Origin of the sequence: Streptomyces sp. NPDC004126 (assembly GCF_050275515.1) — a bacterium.
In the GTDB taxonomy this organism is placed as follows: Bacteria; Actinomycetota; Actinomycetes; order Streptomycetales; family Streptomycetaceae; genus Streptomyces.
In genome coordinates, this window is the sequence record NZ_JBNNPF010000028.1 from 69,515 (window position 1) to 86,480 (window position 16,966).

14 protein-coding genes are annotated in these 16,966 nt (G+C 73.0%); 10 read left to right on the forward strand and 4 right to left on the reverse strand.

Annotation, left to right across the window (positions count from 1 at the left end):
* The first annotated feature begins 54 nt into the window (after positions 1-54).
* The 3 genes from ACQKM2_RS25025 to ACQKM2_RS25035 all read left to right on the forward strand — a co-directional run bounded on the left by ACQKM2_RS25025 (position 55) and on the right by ACQKM2_RS25035 (position 3,382).
* The gene (locus tag ACQKM2_RS25025) at positions 55-963 is read left to right on the forward strand and encodes a DUF3558 domain-containing protein (protein ID WP_427713524.1); all 909 of its coding nucleotides are present in this window, start codon (positions 55-57) and stop codon (positions 961-963) included.
* Between the two features lie 134 nt (positions 964-1,097).
* Positions 1,098-1,886 carry a DUF3558 family protein gene (locus ACQKM2_RS25030; protein WP_427713432.1) on the forward strand — a complete coding sequence of 263 codons (789 nt, stop codon included), beginning with the start codon at positions 1,098-1,100 and terminating at the stop codon, positions 1,884-1,886.
* A 107-nt stretch (positions 1,887-1,993) separates the two neighbouring features.
* A complete protein-coding gene (locus tag ACQKM2_RS25035; RefSeq protein ID WP_427713434.1) occupies positions 1,994-3,382 on the forward strand; it encodes a DUF2637 domain-containing protein in 1,389 nt (462 codons plus the stop codon).
* Positions 3,383-3,464: 82 nt separating this feature from the next.
* Here the strand turns inward: ACQKM2_RS25035 and lysS are convergent, their stop codons facing one another.
* The gene (lysS, locus tag ACQKM2_RS25040) at positions 3,465-5,207 is read right to left on the reverse strand and encodes a lysine--tRNA ligase (RefSeq protein WP_427713436.1); all 1,743 of its coding nucleotides are present in this window, start codon (positions 5,205-5,207) and stop codon (positions 3,465-3,467) included.
* Positions 5,208-5,398: 191 nt separating this feature from the next.
* On the opposite strand from lysS, the gene argS reads away from it, so the two are divergent.
* From argS to ACQKM2_RS25070, 6 genes are all read left to right on the forward strand, one after another.
* The gene (argS, locus tag ACQKM2_RS25045) at positions 5,399-7,171 is read left to right on the forward strand and encodes an arginine--tRNA ligase (protein WP_427713439.1); all 1,773 of its coding nucleotides are present in this window, start codon (positions 5,399-5,401) and stop codon (positions 7,169-7,171) included.
* Between the two features lie 95 nt (positions 7,172-7,266).
* Positions 7,267-7,614, forward strand: coding sequence for a DUF6247 family protein (locus ACQKM2_RS25050; protein WP_427713441.1), 348 nt, complete (start codon positions 7,267-7,269; stop codon positions 7,612-7,614).
* The gene (locus tag ACQKM2_RS25055) at positions 7,611-7,901 is read left to right on the forward strand and encodes a hypothetical protein (protein ID WP_427713443.1); all 291 of its coding nucleotides are present in this window, start codon (positions 7,611-7,613) and stop codon (positions 7,899-7,901) included. The genes ACQKM2_RS25050 and ACQKM2_RS25055 overlap by 4 nt, the downstream gene beginning before the upstream one ends.
* Positions 7,902-8,063: 162 nt before the next feature.
* Positions 8,064-9,611 carry an alkaline phosphatase gene (locus ACQKM2_RS25060; RefSeq protein WP_427713445.1) on the forward strand — a complete coding sequence of 516 codons (1,548 nt, stop codon included), beginning with the start codon at positions 8,064-8,066 and terminating at the stop codon, positions 9,609-9,611.
* Positions 9,612-9,691: 80 nt separating this feature from the next.
* Entirely contained in the window at positions 9,692-10,243 is a 552-nt protein-coding gene (locus ACQKM2_RS25065; protein ID WP_427713447.1) for a hypothetical protein, read from the forward strand.
* Between the two features lie 98 nt (positions 10,244-10,341).
* The gene (locus ACQKM2_RS25070; protein ID WP_427713450.1) at positions 10,342-10,773 is read left to right on the forward strand and encodes a DUF3995 domain-containing protein; all 432 of its coding nucleotides are present in this window, start codon (positions 10,342-10,344) and stop codon (positions 10,771-10,773) included.
* A 3-nt stretch (positions 10,774-10,776) separates the two neighbouring features.
* Here the strand turns inward: ACQKM2_RS25070 and ACQKM2_RS25075 are convergent, their stop codons facing one another.
* Entirely contained in the window at positions 10,777-13,233 is a 2,457-nt protein-coding gene (locus tag ACQKM2_RS25075; protein WP_427713452.1) for a tetratricopeptide repeat protein, read from the reverse strand.
* 145 nt (positions 13,234-13,378) lie between these two features.
* Between ACQKM2_RS25075 and ACQKM2_RS25080 the strand changes: the two genes are divergently transcribed.
* Positions 13,379-14,176: a VOC family protein gene (locus tag ACQKM2_RS25080; protein ID WP_427713526.1), complete on the forward strand. Its 798-nt coding sequence runs from the start codon at positions 13,379-13,381 to the stop codon at positions 14,174-14,176.
* On the opposite strand, the gene ACQKM2_RS25085 is transcribed toward ACQKM2_RS25080, so the two are convergent.
* Both ACQKM2_RS25085 and ACQKM2_RS25090 read right to left on the reverse strand, forming a co-directional pair.
* Positions 14,173-16,593, reverse strand: a complete 2,421-nt coding sequence (locus ACQKM2_RS25085; RefSeq protein WP_427713455.1) for an ATP-binding protein — start codon at positions 16,591-16,593, stop codon at positions 14,173-14,175. The genes ACQKM2_RS25080 and ACQKM2_RS25085 overlap by 4 nt on opposite strands.
* A complete protein-coding gene (locus ACQKM2_RS25090) occupies positions 16,590-16,952 on the reverse strand; it encodes a hypothetical protein (RefSeq protein WP_427713458.1) in 363 nt (120 codons plus the stop codon). Before ACQKM2_RS25090 ends, ACQKM2_RS25085 begins: the two co-directional genes overlap by 4 nt.
* Between the last annotated feature and the right edge of the window lie 14 nt (positions 16,953-16,966).

A 16,966-nucleotide genomic window follows, 5' to 3' on the forward strand; every position in this document is an offset into this window, starting at 1 on the left:
CGCGGCAACGGATTTTCCCGAGGGAGCCAAGGGGAGCCAGTGGACGTGGACCCAATGCCGGCACACCGGACGCCGGTGCGGCGCCGCCGAGTCCTGCCGGGCATCGCGATGCTCACCGCGCTCGTCGCGGGCGCGACCGGGTGCACCGATGGCAACGGCATCGGGACCAGCGACCCCAAGGGCGGCGGGAGCAGTGCCGCGCCCGCGCAGCCCGGCAAGTACCGCAGCCTGCCGCAGCCCTGCAAGGCCGCCGACGCCAAGCGGCTCAAGGCCATGCTCCCGGCCGCCGACTCCCTCACCACCGAGCAGCGCGAACGGCTCTACGCCGGGACCGCGGACCCCTCCTACGACGGGGACCGGCACGTCGGCTGCCGCTGGAACGCGCAGACCCCCGAGGGGAACCTGCTGCTGTCGGTCACCTTCGAGCGCGTGGTCTCGTACGACCGCGCCACGACGAGCGACGACGACAAGGCCCGCCAGGTGTACGTGCGCCTGCTGACCGCCGCGAAGCTGCCCTTCCCCGGGCCCTCGGGGAGCCCGACCCCCGGCGCCGCGCCCGGCGCCGGCAACGGTAACGGTACGAATACGAGTGCCGGCCCCAGCGCGCCCCCCGCCCCCGCTCCCAGCGGCAGCACCGCACCCCCGCCGGCCGCCTCCGCTCCTGGTTCCGCTTCGCCGTCCGCGCCCGCCTCGCCGGCCTCCCCGAGCGCTTCGCCCGAGCTCGGCTCGCGGGTCCTGGAGGGGCTCGGCAGCGAGGCGTTCCTCGACGACAAGCTCAGCGCGGCCGGTGCCACCGCCGCCCAGGCGCGGACGGTGCGGATCGTGTTCCGCACCTCGAACGTCCTCGTCACCGTCGAGTACAGCGTCCAGCCGTCCGGACCGGGCTCGGTCCCCCCGAGCGCGGAAACGCAGGACAAGGCGCGCCAGTTGGCGCAGGCCCTGGCCGAGCGTTTCAGCGAGTGACGGCGCCGCCCCGAGGGGGCGCGCACGCCCCGCGTGACGGCGCGCACAGCAGCCGGGCGCCCGATCGGGCTACCGTTGCTCGGGTCCAGCGCCCGCAACGCGCCCCGAAGAAGACCCCAACGTCTGAAGGAACCATGCACCGATCAGCCTCGCGCCTCACCCGCGTTCTCGCCTGCGCAGCCGTCCCGGTGATCCTCACCGTCGCCGGTTGCTCCTCCGACTCGGACAAGTCCTCGGGTGCCAAGGACTCCGGCAAGAAGACCGAAGCCTCCTCGCCCGCCAAGCCCGGGTCGAAGTCCGCGGCCCCGCTGGAGAAGGTGGCCTTCGCGAAGCTGCCCGACCCGTGCAAGGCCGTGACCGGCAAGAGCGTCGACTCGCTCGTGCCGGAGGCGAAGGAGAAGAGCGGGACGGCGGCCAAGTCGAACGACCTGGGCAACCGCGCCAGCTGCTCCTGGAACGGCCTCAAGACGGACGGCGTGAAGGGCTCGCAGTACCGCTGGCTCTCCGTCTCCCTGGTCCGCTACGACTCGCACGCCTCGCTCGGCAGCGGCAACAAGCGCGCCGAGGAGCAGTACAACAAGCAGATCGAGCTGGCGAAGACCACCGAGGGCGCGCACGACGTCAAGGCCGAGCCCGCCTCCGGAGTCGGCGACGCGGCCACCTCCGTGGTCTTCGGCGTGAAGAAGGACGTCGAGTTCCTCAACAACTCGGTCGTCGTCCGCGCCCAGAACGTGGTCGTCACCGTCGACTACAACGGTGCCGCCTACGAGGGCGCCGGCGCCCCCGACCAGGGCAAGCTGCTCCAGGACGCGATCACCGCGGCCAAGGAGACGGTGGCCGCGATCGGCGCCGCCAACACCGGTGAGGGGGCTGCTCCGTCGGGTTCCGCTTCGGCTTCCGCTTCCCCGTCGGCGCAGTCGTAGGGACAATCCCTCCGACAAGAGGGGGCCTAGGGAACGGGTGACGCGCAGTCACCCGTACGCTGTGCCTGCTGTGGCTCGACAACGGAGGGGGACCGCGGGTGGCCGCGATGCAGCTGACTCGTACACACCGGATACTCATCGGTGTCGTGGTCGCCGGAGCCGTGGTCATCGCGGCCATCGGTTTCGCGGGCTCTTACGCCGCGGTCCGCGCACTGGCCCTGAAGAAAGGCTTCGGCAGCTTCTCGCTGGTGTTCCCGATCGGCATCGACGCGGGCATCTGCGTCCTGCTGGCGCTGGACCTGCTGCTGACGTGGATCCGCATCCCGTTCCCCCTGCTGCGCCAGACGGCGTGGCTGCTGACGGCGGCGACGATCGCGTTCAACGGCGCGGCGGCCTGGCCCGACCCGCTGGGCGTGGGCATGCACGCGGTGATCCCGGTGCTGTTCGTGGTGACGGTCGAGGCGGCGCGGCACGCCGTGGGCCGGATCGCGGACATCACCGCGGACCGGCACATGGAGGGCGTGCGGATCACCCGCTGGCTGCTGTCCCCGGTGCCCACCTTCAAGCTGTGGCGCCGGATGAAGCTGTGGGAGCTGCGCTCCTACGAGCAGGCCGTGGGCATGGAGCAGGACCGGCTGATCTACCAGGCGCGGCTGCAGGCCCGGTACGGGCGGGCGTGGCGGCGCAAGGCGCCGGTGGAGGCGCTGATGCCGCTGCGGCTGGCGCGGATCGGCGTGCCGCTGTCGCAGACGGCCCCCGAGGGGCTGGCGGCGGCGGGCATCGACCCGGTGCTGCTGCCCCCGGCGGTCGCGAAGGGTCCGGTCGTCGCCGCAGGGCCGGCGGTGACGGGCCCGGACGCCCCCGCCGCCGCCCTGCCGGCGGCGCCGGTGGCCGCGGGAGGCGCCTCGGCCGCGGTACCGGCCCAGGCGGCGCCCGCTCCCGCCCTGGCGGCCGCTGCCAGGGCCGACGGTTCCGACGGGTCCGGCGGCGACGCGGCGCCGGAGGTGCCCGAGCAGCGGGAGGGCCAGGACGGGGCCCCGCGGTCCCGCCAGCCCCTCGCCCCCGCGCCCTTCGCGGTGGACCCGAAGGCCATGCCGGCCGCGCACGACAGTGCCTGGTTCGCGGGGCCGCGGGCGCCGCAGGCCACGTACGAGGGCGACTACAACCCCCAGTACGTCGAAGGCCTGGAGCCGACTCCGGTCATGGCCCCGGCCGGCCCCGGGGAGGAGCCGCTGCCGGAGCAGCTGGAGCTGGAGCAGCCGGAGCAGCCCGAGGCGGAGGACGCCGAGGAGGAGAAGTTCGCGGAGGCCGCGTACGAGGTCTTCCGGGCGTACATCGACCGGTACTCCCACTTCCCGGAGACGGACGAGCTGGACAAGCGCCTCTCCGCACACCTCGGGCAGACGCACCCGCGCAGCGAGGCCGAGCTCAAGCGGCTGATGCCCGCGCTCAAGCAGCGTTACCAGCGCGACCTGGAGAGCGAGCACATCGCGTAGCCGTCAGGACACCGTGCATGCGGAAGGGCCCGCACCCCGAGGGGTGCGGGCCCTTCCGCATGCTGGGGCCGCGTACGCGCGATCAGGCGGCGAGCAGCTTGCGCACCCGCTCGGCGCCGACGGCGAGGAGCAGCGTGGGCAGGCGCGGGCCGGTCTCCCGGGTCACGAGCAGGCGGTAGAGCAGGGCGAAGAACTCGCGCTGGGCGACCTTCAGCTCGGGGGTCGGCTTGGCGTCGGGCTCCAGGCCGGCCATGACCTTCGGCACGCCGTAGACGAGGGTGGTGAGCCCGTCCAGGGACCAGTGCGAGTCGAGGCCCTCCAGCAGCAGCCGCAGGGACTCGCGTCCGGCGTCGTCCAGGGAGGACAGCAGCTCGGTGTCGGCGTCCTCGCGGACCAGGGTGCGCTGGTCGGCCGGGACCTGGGTGGTGATCCAGTTCTCGGCGCGGTCCAGGCGCGGCCGTACGTCGTCGAGGGTGGTGAGCGGCTGCGACGGGTCCAGGTCGGAGAGGATGCGCAGGGTCTGCTCGTCGTGCCCGGCGGTGATGTCGACGACCGACGCGAGGGTGCGGTACGGCATCGGGCGCGGGGTGCGGGGCAGCTCGTGGGAGGCGACGCGTACGGCGCGGGCGTGCGCGGCGGCGTCGGCCGGCAGCACGGAGCCGTCGGCGACCTTGGCCTCCAGCTTGTCCCACTCGTCGTACAGGCGCTGGATCTCCTGGTCGAACGCGATCTTGAAGGACTGGTTCGGGCGGCGGCGGGCGTACAGCCAGCGCAGCAGCTGCGGCTCCATGATCTTCAGCGCGTCGGCCGGGGTGGGGACGCCGCCCTTGCTGGAGGACATCTTGGCCATGCCGGAGATGCCGACGAAGGCGTACATCGGGCCGATGGGCTGCTCGCCGCCGAAGAGGCCGACGACCTGCCCGCCGACCTGGAACGACGAACCCGGGGAGGAGTGGTCCACGCCCGACGGCTCGAAGACGACGCCCTCGTAGGCCCAGCGCATCGGCCAGTCGACCTTCCAGACCAGCTTGCCGCGGTTGAACTCCGACAGCTTGACGGTCTCGGTGAACTCGTCCTCCGTGCAGACGTAGGTCAGCTCGGTGGTCGCGTCGTCGTACGCGGTGACCTTGGTGAAGTCCTTGTTGCACTCGCCGCAGTACGGCTTGTACGGGAAGTACTCCGCGCCCTCGGCGCTGCCGTCGTCCTCGCCGGCGGCGCCGGAGCCCTCGGCGGCCTCCAGCTCGGCCTCGTCGACCTGCTTCTGCTGGGGCTTCTTGCCGCCCGGCTTCTGCTTGGTGCGGTACTGGGCGAGGATCGCGTCGATGTCGCCGCGGTGCTTCATCGCGAACAGCACCTGCTCGCGGTAGGCGCCGGAGGTGTACTGCTCGGTCTGGCTGATGGGGTCGTACTCGACGCCCAGCTCGGCCAGGGAGGCGACCATGGCGGCCTTGAAGTGCTCGGCCCAGTTCGCGTACGAGGAGCCCTCGGGCGCGGGCACGGCGGTCAGCGGGCGGCCGATGTGCTGGGCGTGGGACTCCTCGGAGACACCCGGGATGCCCTTGGGGACCTTGCGGTAGCGGTCGTAGTCGTCCCAGGAGATGAGGTGGCGGACCTCGTGGCCCCGGCGGCGGATCTCGTCCGCGACCAGGTGCGGGGTCATGACCTCGCGCAGGTTGCCCAGGTGGATCGGGCCGGAGGGAGAGAGTCCGGACGCGACGACGATCGTTTTGCCGGGTGCTCGGCGCTCCGCCTCGGCGATGACCTCGTCCGCGAAACGGGAGACCCAGTCGGTCTCTGTGCTGCTGCTCTGCGCGCTCTGAGCCACGACACGTCCTTCTATCTCGAATGCTGGCTATGGCCATTCTCCCAGACGGAAGGGGCCGCTCCGGGGTTGCTTCCGCCCACTGATACGCGCCGCCATATACCGGGAAAGGGGCACCCTCCGCGTGGGATACTCGGCACTTGTCGGAACAACCAAGTGCACGCGCACGTGCAACCTCACAGGAACGGCAGCTCATGGCCTCGGTCCCTTCCCTCGCTTCTTCCGTCGAACAGCGCGTCTCGGACGCCCTCGCCTCCGCCCTGCCGGAGGCCGGTGCCGCCGACCCGCTGCTGCGACGTAGCGACCGGGCCGACTTCCAGGCCAACGGCATCCTGGCGCTCGCGAAGAAGGCCAAGGCCAACCCGCGCGAGCTGGCCGCGACCGTCCTGGAGGGCCTGGACAAGGGCGGCGTGATCAAGGACGTCGAGGTCTCCGGCCCCGGCTTCCTCAACATCACCGTCTCCGACGAGGCGATCATCCGGACGCTGGCCGCCCGCGCCGCCGACGACCGGCTCGGCGTGCCGCTGAACGAGTCCGCGGGCACCACGGTGATCGACTACGCGCAGCCCAACGTGGCCAAGGAGATGCACGTCGGCCACCTGCGGTCCGCCGTGATCGGCGCGGCGATGGTGGAGATCCTGGAGTTCACGGGCGAGAAGGTCGTCCGCCGCCACCACATCGGCGACTGGGGCACCCAGTTCGGCATGCTCATCCAGTACCTGCTGGAGCACCCGCACGAGCTGGACCACAAGGGCGGGGACGAGGAGGCCTCCGGCGAGGAGGCCATGTCCAACCTCAACCGCCTCTACAAGGCCTCGCGCGCCCTGTTCGACTCCGACGAGGAGTTCAAGACGCGTGCCCGGGCCCGGGTGGTGGACCTCCAGGCGGGCGACCCGCAGACGCTGGAGCTGTGGCAGCGGTTCGTCGACGAGTCGAAGATCTACTTCTACTCGGTCTTCAACAAGCTGGACATGGACATCCAGGACCCGGACGTCGTCGGCGAGTCCGGCTACAACGACATGCTGGTCGAGACCTGCAAGCTGCTGGAGGAGTCGGGCGTCGCCGTCCGCTCCAACGGCGCGCTGTGCGTGTTCTTCGACGAGTACAAGGGCCCGGACGGCAACCCGACCCCGCTGATCGTGCAGAAGTCCGACGGCGGCTTCGGCTACGCCGCCACCGACCTCTCGGCGATCCGCAACCGCGTCACCGACCTGGCGGCCACCAGCCTGATCTACGTGGTGGACGCGCGGCAGTCCCTGCACTTCAAGATGGTGTTCGAGACGGCCCGCCGGGCCGGCTGGCTGAACGACGGGGTCAAGGCCGTGCAGCTGGCCTTCGGCACGGTCCTCGGCAAGGACGGCAAGCCGTTCAAGACCCGTGAGGGCGAGACCGTCCGGCTGGTCGACCTGCTGGACGAGGCGGTGGACCGCGCCACTGCCGTGGTCCGCGAGAAGGCCGAGAAGGTGGGCCTGACCGAGGCCGAGATCGTCGAGAACGGCCAGTACGTGGGCATCGGCGCGGTGAAGTACGCCGACCTGTCGACGTCCGCGGCCCGCGACTACAAGTTCGACCTGGACCAGATGGTCTCGCTCAACGGCGACACCTCCGTCTACCTCCAGTACGCGTACGCCCGTATCCGGTCCATCCTGCGCAAGGCGGGCGACCGGAAGCCGGTCGCGCACCCGGAGCTGGAGCTGGCCCCGGCCGAACGCGCGCTGGGCCTGCACCTGGACGGCTTCGGAACGCTGATCGAGGAGGCCGCCGCCGAGTACGCCCCGCACAAGCTGGCGGCGTACCTGTACCAGCTGTCGACGCTGTTCTCGGCGTTCTACGAGCACTGCCCGGTCATCAAGCCGGAGCCGGAGCTCGTCATCGCCGAGAACCGCCTGTTCCTGTGCGAGCTGACCGCCCGCACACTGACCAAGGGCATGGGCCTCCTCGGGATCCGGACCCCCGAGAAGCTCTGACGCACCGTCCGGCGACGGCCCCCGGCGCAACCACCCCGCGCCGGGGGCCGTCGCGTTCTATCGTGTAAGGCGTCCGATCCGAGGAGGAGCCGGAAATGACGACCGCGACGCCTGCGCCGGGTGGATCCGTCCCGCCCATGCCCGAGTACACGCCGAAGGCCCTGCGCGCCGCCATAGCCGCTCACGCACCGGCCCTGCTGCCGGATTTCGACTCCGCCTGGCAGCGGCAGATCTGCGACGCCTACGACATCGGTCCGGTCCCGGCCTTCATGGCCCGCTGGTGGGGCGAGTACGCCCTCGCACGCGACCCCGGGCTCGACCGGCACGTGGCCGACCTGGAAGAGCGTGCCGCCGAAGCCACTGAAGCCGACACGGCTCGCGCCCTCCTGGACGCGGCTTCCCGCATCCGCCACCGGCTGCGTGCCCTGGAGCCGGGCGAGTGAGCGAGGAGTTCACCGGGCCGCCGTGGGCGGTGGACTACACGCAGGATGCCGAGAAGTACCGGATCGGCCTGCCCGACGAGCCCCGGGAGGCGTGTCGTGAGGCCCTCTTCGAGTTGCTGACCGCGCGCCACCCGTACCGCGGGGAGAACGCGGAACCGGCGCGGTCCACCATCCCCCGAGGCCCGCACATCGCGTACTTCGACGGCGGCCGCGGATGGATCCGGTTCACCTTCCTGCCCCGCGTGGCCGAGCCTCAGATCGTGGTGGAGGAGGTCTTCTGGCAGTAGCCGACCCGACGCCGCCCCGGCCGGACCCATTGTCCGGGATGACGGTGTCCCGTCATGCCCTCCCCGTTCGACCGCGCAATACCGATCGGTAGCTTTCCGTTCACCCGGCCCCCCTACGTTCGGTCCGACCGTGCCGAACACCCGAGGGGACATCTCCCGCACATGCGCCGCAGACCGTTGAAGACGCTCACCGTCCTCTCCATAGCCGCCTCCGTGGCCGCCGGTACCGCCGCCACGGCGAACTCCGCGCCGCAGCAGAGCGACTCGCGCCAGGACGTCCGGAACGTCATCTACCTGCTCGGTGACGGCATGGGCCGCACCCACGTGACGGCCGCCCGCGACCGGTTCATGGGCCCCGGCGGCAAGCTCACCATGGAGACCCTCCCCCACACGGGCGCGGTCGCCACGTACGCCGTCGAGAAGAACAGCGCGAAGCCCGCCCTGGTCACCGACTCGGCCAGCTCCGCCACCGCCTGGGCCTCCGGCGTGAAGACCTACAACGCGGCCATCGGCGTGGACTCGTACGAGAAGAAGGTCGCCACGCTGATGGAGCAGGCCCACGCGGCCGGCTTCGCCACGGGCAACGTCTCCACCGCCGAGATCACCGACGCCACCCCGGCCGCCCAGTTCAGCCACGCCCTGCTGCGCGGCTGCCAGGGCCCGACCTACTCGGACGCCGCCTGCCTCCCGAAGAAGGAGGACGGCAGCTACGAGCAGGCCCCGGCCGACAAGACGCTGGTCACGCCGATCGCCGAACAGATCGCCCGCAACGGCACCGCCGACGTCATCCTCGGCGGCGGCCTGGCCCGCTTCGAGCCCGAGGACCAGAAGGCCCTCCAGGCCCAGGGCTACCAGGTCCTCGGCAACTTCGGCGACCCGAAGCTGCCCGCGCAGACCGCCGCCAGCCAGAAGGTCGCCACCAAGGCCGACCTCGACAAGGCGAACGGCAAGAAGGTCATCGGCCTGTTCAACCGCGGCAACCTGACCGTCGAGCACAACAAGGCGGCCCTGCCGGCCGACGCCCCGCAGAAGCAGGAGCCGACGCTCGCGGACATGACCCGCAAGTCGATCCAGCTGCTGACCGACCGCAAGCAGGGCGGCTCGTACGACCGCAACAAGTCGAAGAAGGGCTTCTTCCTGCAGGTCGAGGGCGCCCAGATCGACAAGCGCTCGCACGCGAACGACGCCTCGCAGGCCCTCGACGAGATCAAGGCGTTCGACGACGCGGTCAAGGCCGCGTACGAGTTCGCGAAGAAGGACGGCCACACCCTGGTGATCGTCACGGCGGACCACGAGTGCGCCGGCTTCAACATCATCGAGAAGGGCACCTACACCAACGCCGAGGCCGTCGCGCCCCCGTCCAACACGGACGGCGGCAACCCCGCCAACAACAGCGTCCCGTCGCGTTCCTCCTCGGGCGCCAAGGACCCGGTCCGCTCCAGCGGCATCGTGAACGGCGCGGGCTCCGGTGACACGAAGAACTTCGGCCCGGCCACCTTCCGTACGCCCGACGACCCGGCGGGCGTCAAGGACGGCAGCCCCGACGCCAGCCTGTGGCTGACCTACCTGTCGGGCAACCACACCGGCGCCGACGTCCCGATCTACGCCTACGGCCCGAACGGCAGCGCGTTCGCCGCGAGCCAGAACAACACCGAGCTGTACGGCAAGATGTACCGCTCGCTGTTCGGCCGCTCCCCGCAGCAGCACTGATACCCGGCGGCCGGGGCCCGGGGGCGCACTCCCCCGGGCCCCGGCCGCCGTCTTTCCCCGGCCTTCCAGGAGCACCCCCGATGACGCTGACCCACCTCCCCCGTGTCGCGGCCGCCGCCACGGCCGTCGCCGCCCTGCTCGCGCTCGCCACGGGCTGCTCGGACGCCGGAGCCCGGCCCGCGGCGGCCCAGGACGCCGTCCCGGCCGCCTCGCCGGTGGCCCTGCCGGCGCCGCGCACCGCACCCTCCCCCGACGCCGTGCTCACCCCGGCCCCCGCGGCGGGCGAGGTCCGCGTCCAGCAGGGCCCGTTCACGGACCGCGTCCAGCTCACCGCCCTGCGCCTGACCGCCGCCTCCCCGTCCTCGTCCTCGGTCACCGGTCACGTCGCGATCAGCTCCGACATCAGCGACACCCTGGCCCTGGAGATCACCGCCGCCTACTACGACGCGGACGGCCGCCTGCTGGGCACGGGATCCTTCCACCACGAAGAGGAGGGCGAGGAAGCCCACGCCCAGCACGCCGGGGGCCCGCGCGCGGCCGGGGAGGGCATCGACTTCACCGTCCCCGCCGACCGCCTCACGGGCACCCCCGCGAGCGCGGTCCTGACGATCCCGGTCCTCGTCAACGAGTAGCCCCGCCAAGGGACATGTGAGGCGGAACACAGGAAACGTTCCGCCGGGGCGGCTCCTCTTCGGTGTGTCAGGGCGCGACACGCGAAGGGAGCACACACATGAACCTCACGGCACGGCGGCGGACCGCACTCGCGGTGGCGGGACTGTTGGGGGCCGACGGCCTCGTCCACCTCTACTGGGCCACCGGCGCCACCTGGCCCGCCCCGGACGAACGGGCCCTGTCCCTGGCCGTACTCGGCCTGGAGACCTCCTTCGGCCCGCCCGTCGTCCTCCCGCTGGCCGCGCTGACGCTGACCGCCGGGGCGGCCGTCCTCGCGCACGGGCACGGCCGCGGCGGCCGCCTGACCCGGGCCGTGACGGGCGCGGTGGCCGCGGGCCTGGCCGTACGCGGCCTCGCGGGCCTGGGCTGGGCCGCCGGCCTCCTCCCCAGCCCGCCGGACAGCCCCTTCCACGCCCTCAACCTCGCGGTGTACACCCCGGCCTGCCTGGCCTTCGGCTGGGCGGCGGCCCGGCTGGCGCGGGAGCGGTGACGGTCAGCGCCGCCGGAACGGTCCCCGCAACCGCCGCCACCAGCCGCGCAGGCCCCGGCGGCGCCTGGATTCCCGCAGGGCCTCGTAGAACGCCTGGTCGGCGAGTGCTTCGCGGTCCGGCAGAGATAGCCGCTGGAACACGAGCGACGCGTCCAAGTGAGCGCCCATGGCCCGAAAGAAGTCCCCCATCCGGTGGTACGCGGTGCCGAGCCCGTACAGCGCCTCCGCCGGCCACACGAGTCGGCGTCCGTACCGGCGCCACTGGAGGGCTTCCTCGAACGCCTCCACCGCACCGGGCAGGTCTGACGACTCCAGCAAGAGCTGCCCCGCCGACGTCAGCCGTATTCCCTGCCAGTCGTGGTCCCCCGCCGCACCGGCGGCCCGGCCGGCCTCCCGCAGCACCGTTGCCGCTTCAACGTCGCGTCCCTGCTCACGGAGCAGCAGGCCGAGCCGATGGGCGGCATCGCCCTCCTCGCGCCACTCGCCAATGCACCGGAACATCGCAACGGCTTCCCGGTAGCGGGAGGCCGCGTCGGTTGTCCGCCCTGCTGTCCTGAGGGCCGCGCCCAGATGGGCCAACGCACGTGCCCTCCGCAGGCTCTGACCGTCCACCGACAGAGCGGCCACGCTCTCCTCCAGCGCCGCGACCGCCTCCTCCGCCCGGCCCAGCCCGGCAAAGAGGCGGCCAAGGTTGCCCAGCGCTTCCGCCGCGTCCTCCCGTCTGCCCAGCGTGCGCAGGAGCTCGATGGCCCGGAGGCTCGTGTCATGGGCTTCTTCCAGCTGCCCGGCGTTCAGCCTGAGGTGCGCCAGGTTCACCAGGGCCGCTGCCTTGTCCGGGCCGTCGCCCTGGCCGTCGTAAAAGGCGGCGACGCGGTCGGCCAGCTCGATCGCCTCCGATGACCCCGAGCTCTGCCACAGCACGACGCTGAGCCCGCTCATCAGACGGTGTTCGACGTCCCGGCGTCCGATCCGGCGGGCCTCGTCGACCGCGATACGCATGACGTGGACCGCCTCGTCGAGCAACCGCCGCCTGGTCAGGTACGCGCACAGGTGAGCGGCGAAGCCGATGGTCCCCTCGGCCCAGCCGAGCGCGGCGCAGGCGGGCACGAGGGCCAGGAGGCTGGCGCGCTCCCCGTCCAGCCAGTGCAGAGCTTCCTCCTCGTCCTCGAAGTACTCCGCCTCGGGTATGTCCGGCTGGGGGTGGATGTGGGCGTAGGCGCCCCGCGTCATCCGTGAGTAGAACCCAAGGACCCGGTCCACGGCCGACTGACGCGCGTCGGATTCCGCGCACGCGGCGGCGAGTTCATCGGCGTACAGCCGGACCAAGTCGTGCATGCGCCAGCGTTCCGAGCCCGTGGGCTGCTCCGTGAGGAACCCCGCACCGGCCAGGCCCGCCAGGGAGACCCGGGTGCGGGCGATCACCTCGGACAGGTCTTCGTCCTCGCCGCCGTGCTCCCGGGCGACGGCAGCGACGGCCGTATGGCAGTCCGGCCCCGGTACCACCGTAAGCAGCCTCAGCATCCGCTGCTGTTCCTCCGGCAGCCGGGCGTACGACAGTCCGAACGCGGCCCGCACCCCCGTCGGGAGGCCGGCGCGGTCGCGGGGGCTCAGGGCCTCCAGCCGGGTGCGGGCGTCCGCGAGCCGGCGGGCCAGCTCCGCCGCCCTCAGCCCCGGGTCGCCCGCCAGGACCGCCGCCGCCACGCCGAGTGCCAGCGGCAGCCACCCGCAGTGTCCGGCGACCTCCGCGAGGGCCGACGGCTCCGCACCCGGTCTCGGGTCGTCCGGCCGGACCCGGCGCAGCACGTCGGCGATCAGCTCCCCGGCGGCGTCCGCCCCGAGCACCTCCAGGTCCAGCACCCGCGCCCCGAAGTCCGGGGCGACGAGCCGGTCCCGGGAGGTGACGAGCAGCCGGTGGACGTCCCCGCCGGGCGGTACGAGGTCCCGTACCTGGGCGGCGTCACCCGCGTCGTCGGCGACCACCAGCACCCGGCACCCCTCCCCCGCCCGGGCCGCCAGCTCCGACCGGTACCGGGCGAGCTGCCCGTCGGGGGTGGCCGGCAGCTCGGCGGCCGGCACGCCCAGCCCCTCCAGCAGGGTCCCGACGGCCTGCCCGGAGCCGACCGCGCCGGACGGGTCGTAGCCGCGCAGCGACAGGAACAGCACCCCGCCCGTGAACCAGCCGAGCCCCAGGGCCCGTTCCGCGGCGGTGACGGCGAGCGCGCTCTTGCCGACCCCGGCGAGGCCTGCCACCACCACGGCCCGCTGCCCGCTGCCGGGCTCCAGCGCGGCCAGCACCTCCCCGAGCTCGTCCTCCCGCCCGACCAGCGCCTCGGGCGCCTGCGGCAGGGCGCGCGGCGAAACCTGCCCGCGGCCCGCACCGGCGTAGTAGTCCCCGCTCACGACGAACTGCTGGATCCGGGCGTCCCCTTCGGCCCGGGCCCACTGCTCCGAACTCGCCATGCCCTCCACGATGGCACCGCCGTCGGGCCGCGCCCAGGCCCGGGAGTCACCCGTACGGACCGATTCCGGCCGCCGGGACCGGGTAGGGGATGGCCCGTCCAGCCCCAGTACCCCAGCAGCACCGACGGAGGCATCCGTGCCCGACATGAACGGCCCCTACAAGCCCGGCACCCCGTGCTGGATCGACCTGATGGTCCCCGACCAGCAGGCGGCGCTCGACTTCTACTGCGACCTCTTCGGCTGGCAGGGCGAGGTCGGCCCGGCGGAGACGGGCGGGTATTCCGTCTGCACCCTGAAGGGGAAGCCGGTCGCCGGGATCATGAAGGCGATGAACCCGGACGGGACGGTGCCGGACCCGCTGCCGCCGACGGTGTGGACGACGTACCTGTCGACGGACAGCATCGACTCGACGGTCAAGTCCGTCACCGACGCGGGCGGCACGGTCATGATGGGCCCGATGGACGTCATGGACCTCGGCCGGATGGCCGTGGTCTCCGACCCGGCCGGCGCGGTCGTCGGGCTGTGGCAGCCCGGCACGTTCGACGGCGCGGGCATCGTCAACGAGCACGGCGCGCTGATCTGGAACGAGCTGACCACGCCCGACCTGGCGGGGGCGTCGGCGTTCTACTCCTCCATCCTGCCGGTGACGACGACGGAGTCGGAGATGGAAGGCGCCGAGGGGTACGTCGAGTTCCAGGTCGCCGGGCGTGCGGTCGGCGGGATGATGGACATGAGCAAGATGCCGCCGGGCGTGCCGCCGCACTGGCAGCCGTACTTCCACGTGGACAGCGTGGACGACGTCCAGGCCGCCGCCGTCCGCGCGGGCGCCACCGTCCTGGCCCCGGCCTTCGACATGGTCGCGGGCCGCATGGCGGTCCTGGCCGACCCGCAGGGCGGGGCGTTCTCGATCATCACGGCATCGATGCAGGAGAACCCGGCCTAGGGTTCATCCCCAGCCTGTGGGTAACCACCCCCGCCGCGCCGCCACCGGCGGCGGGGCGGGTCCGGCTGTCCCCGCAGCTCGGCGGCAGCCCCCCGCGCCGTCGTCTCCTGAGCGGTGTCTCCGATCGCCGCGTACAGATCCGCACCCCGCTCAAGGGCATCGGCGGCCTCCGCGGGGCGGTCCAGGGCGTACAGCGCGAAGCCCAGGCCCACCAGCGCGGCCGCCTCCTCCTCGGCCCGGTCCCCGCAGGCGGCGAAGAGGAGGCCCGCGCGCTCGTGCCCCTCCCGCGCCTCTTCCCACCGTCCCCCTCGACCCCGGACCAGCGCCAGGTCGTTCAGGATCTGCGCTTGCGGATAGAGCTCCGTCGTCTCCTCGAAGACGACGAGGGCCTCTTCGTAGCGCGCCTCGGCCTCTTGGTCCCGGTCCAGCGCCCGCAGCGCGTCGGCGAGCCGTTTCAGGGTGCCCGCCGCCTGTCTGCGGTTCCCGAACTCCCGCTGCGTGGCGAGGGCCTGTTCCCTGGCGGCCAGGGACTCCTCGTGCCGTCCGGTCAGCCAGAGCGCGTCGGCCAGGGAGTTCAGCGCAGCCGCCTCACGGTGGAAGTCGCCGAGCCCGCCCATGATCGACACCGCCTGCCGGTGCAGGGAGACGGCCTCCTCCAGCCGCCCCGTCCGCTCGAAGACCTCGGCCAGACTGGCCAGGACGGTGCCCTTCCCGTGGCGGATGCCGAGCTCGCGGAAGATCTTCAGCGCCTCCCTGAGACACCGCTCCGCCTCGGCCCACTGCTCCCGCCGCATGTGCACGGTGCCCAGCGTGTTGAGGGCCTTCCCCTCCCCCATCCTCAGGGAGTTCACCCGGAACACCTCCAGCGCCCGGACCAGCGATGCCGTCGCCCCGTCCAGCTGCTCGGCACCGGCGTACGCGAGCGCGAGGTCGTACAGCCGTGCACCGATGTCCTCCGGGTGCCCCGTCCGCTCCGCGGCCGCGAGCATCCTCTGCGCCACCAGCACCGCGTCCTGCCGGTACCGGTAGATCTGGAGGTACGGGATCAGCGTGGTGCCGAGCTCCATGGCCACCGCCGGCCGCCCCGCGTCCCCGGCGAAGCCCACGGCCGCGACCAGCATGGCCCGTTCCCCGTCCAGCCAGTCCAGCGCCTGCGCCACCGACGGCAGGCCCGGCCCCGGGGCCACGGGGGCCCCGTTCACGCCCACGGCCCCTGTCGCCTTGCCCACGTCCAGGACCAGGCTGCCCAGCAGTGCGTCCACCGCCTCCTCCCGGCCGTCCTCCGCCGCGCACTCCTCGCCGCGCTCCCGCGCGTACAGCCGGACCAGGTCGTGCATCCGCCAGCGTCCCGAGCCGACCGGCTCCTCCGCGAGCAGGGAGGCCCGTACGAGGGCTGCCAGCTTCGGGCGCAGGTCGGCGGCCTCCTCGCCCGTGAGCAGCGCCGCGTAGGCCATGGCGCAGTCCGGGCCCGGGTTCACCGTCAGCAGCCGGAAGACGCGGGCCTGGTCCGCCGGGAGCCGCCCGTACGAGAGGTCGAACGCCGCCCGGACCCCGTCGTCCAGCTCCGAGTCCAGTTTGGCCAGCCGGGTCCGGGCGTCGGCCAGTTGGGCCGCGAGCCGCGTTACGGGGAGTCCCGGATCGCCCGCCAGGAGCGCGCCCGCCACCGTGAGGGCCAGCGGCAGCCGGCCGCACTGCTCGGCGACCTCCGTGAAGGCTTCCGGTTCCGCCGCCGGGCGGGGGTCCTGCGGCCAGGTCCGCAGCACCGCCCTGGCGAGGAGTTCGGCGGCCGGGTCGGGCGCCAGCTCGTCCAGGGCCACCACCCGCACGGAGAAGTCCCGGTGCACGAGCCGGTGCCGGGAGGTGATCAGCAGCCGGTGTCCGGGGTTCGCCGGTACGAGGTCCCGCACCTGGGCCACCTCGCCCGCGTCGTCGGCGACGATCAGCACCCGCTGTCCGGCCCGCGCGCACTCCGCCAGCAGCCCCCGGTACAGCGCCGCCCGGCCGTCCTCGGACTGCGGCATGTCCGCCTCGCGGATCCCGAGCTGCCCCAGCATCTCCCGCACCGCGTCGGGCCCGCTCACCCCGCCGCCGGCCGCGTAGCCGCGCAGGCGCAGGAAGAACACCCGGTCCCCGAACCAGTCCAGCTCCGCCGCCCGGTGGGCCGCCGCCACCGCGAGCGCGCTCTTCCCGACCCCGGCCAGGCCCGCCACCACGGCCACGGTGGGCCCGCCGTCGGCGAGGAGGGACAGCAGCTCCTCGGCCGGCCCGTCCCTTCCGACGAGGACGGGGGGCGCCTCGGGCAGGCCGAGCCCGGCCCGGGGCACGGGTCCGGCCCCGGGGGCGTAGTTGACCTGGTCGCCGGCGATCTGGGTGATGCGGGCGTTGCCGCTCGCCCTGGCGTGCTGCTCCGACGTCACGAGGACGGCTCCTCGGCCTCGCCGCCGCCGCGCTGGTCGATGCGGGAGTCGCCGTCCGCGCGGGCGTTCTGGTTGACCCCGCCGGGGGCGGCGCCGCCGCCGTGCTGGGTGATCTGCGAGGTGCCGGAGGCGCGGGCGCGCTGGTTGAGGGAGCCGCCGCCGGAGCCACCGGCCCACACGCCGCCCACGAGGGCGAGTACGGCCGCCACGGCCCCGCCGAATCCGGCGGCGGCGGAGACCCGGTCGGAGTCCTTCTCGGGGAACAGCCCGAAGGGGTCCCACTGCCCGACCTTGAAGGCGATCAGGAACCCGATCCCGGTGGCCGCCACGACCACAACCCAGCGCCACGGACGCGGCATTGCTCCCCCTACGG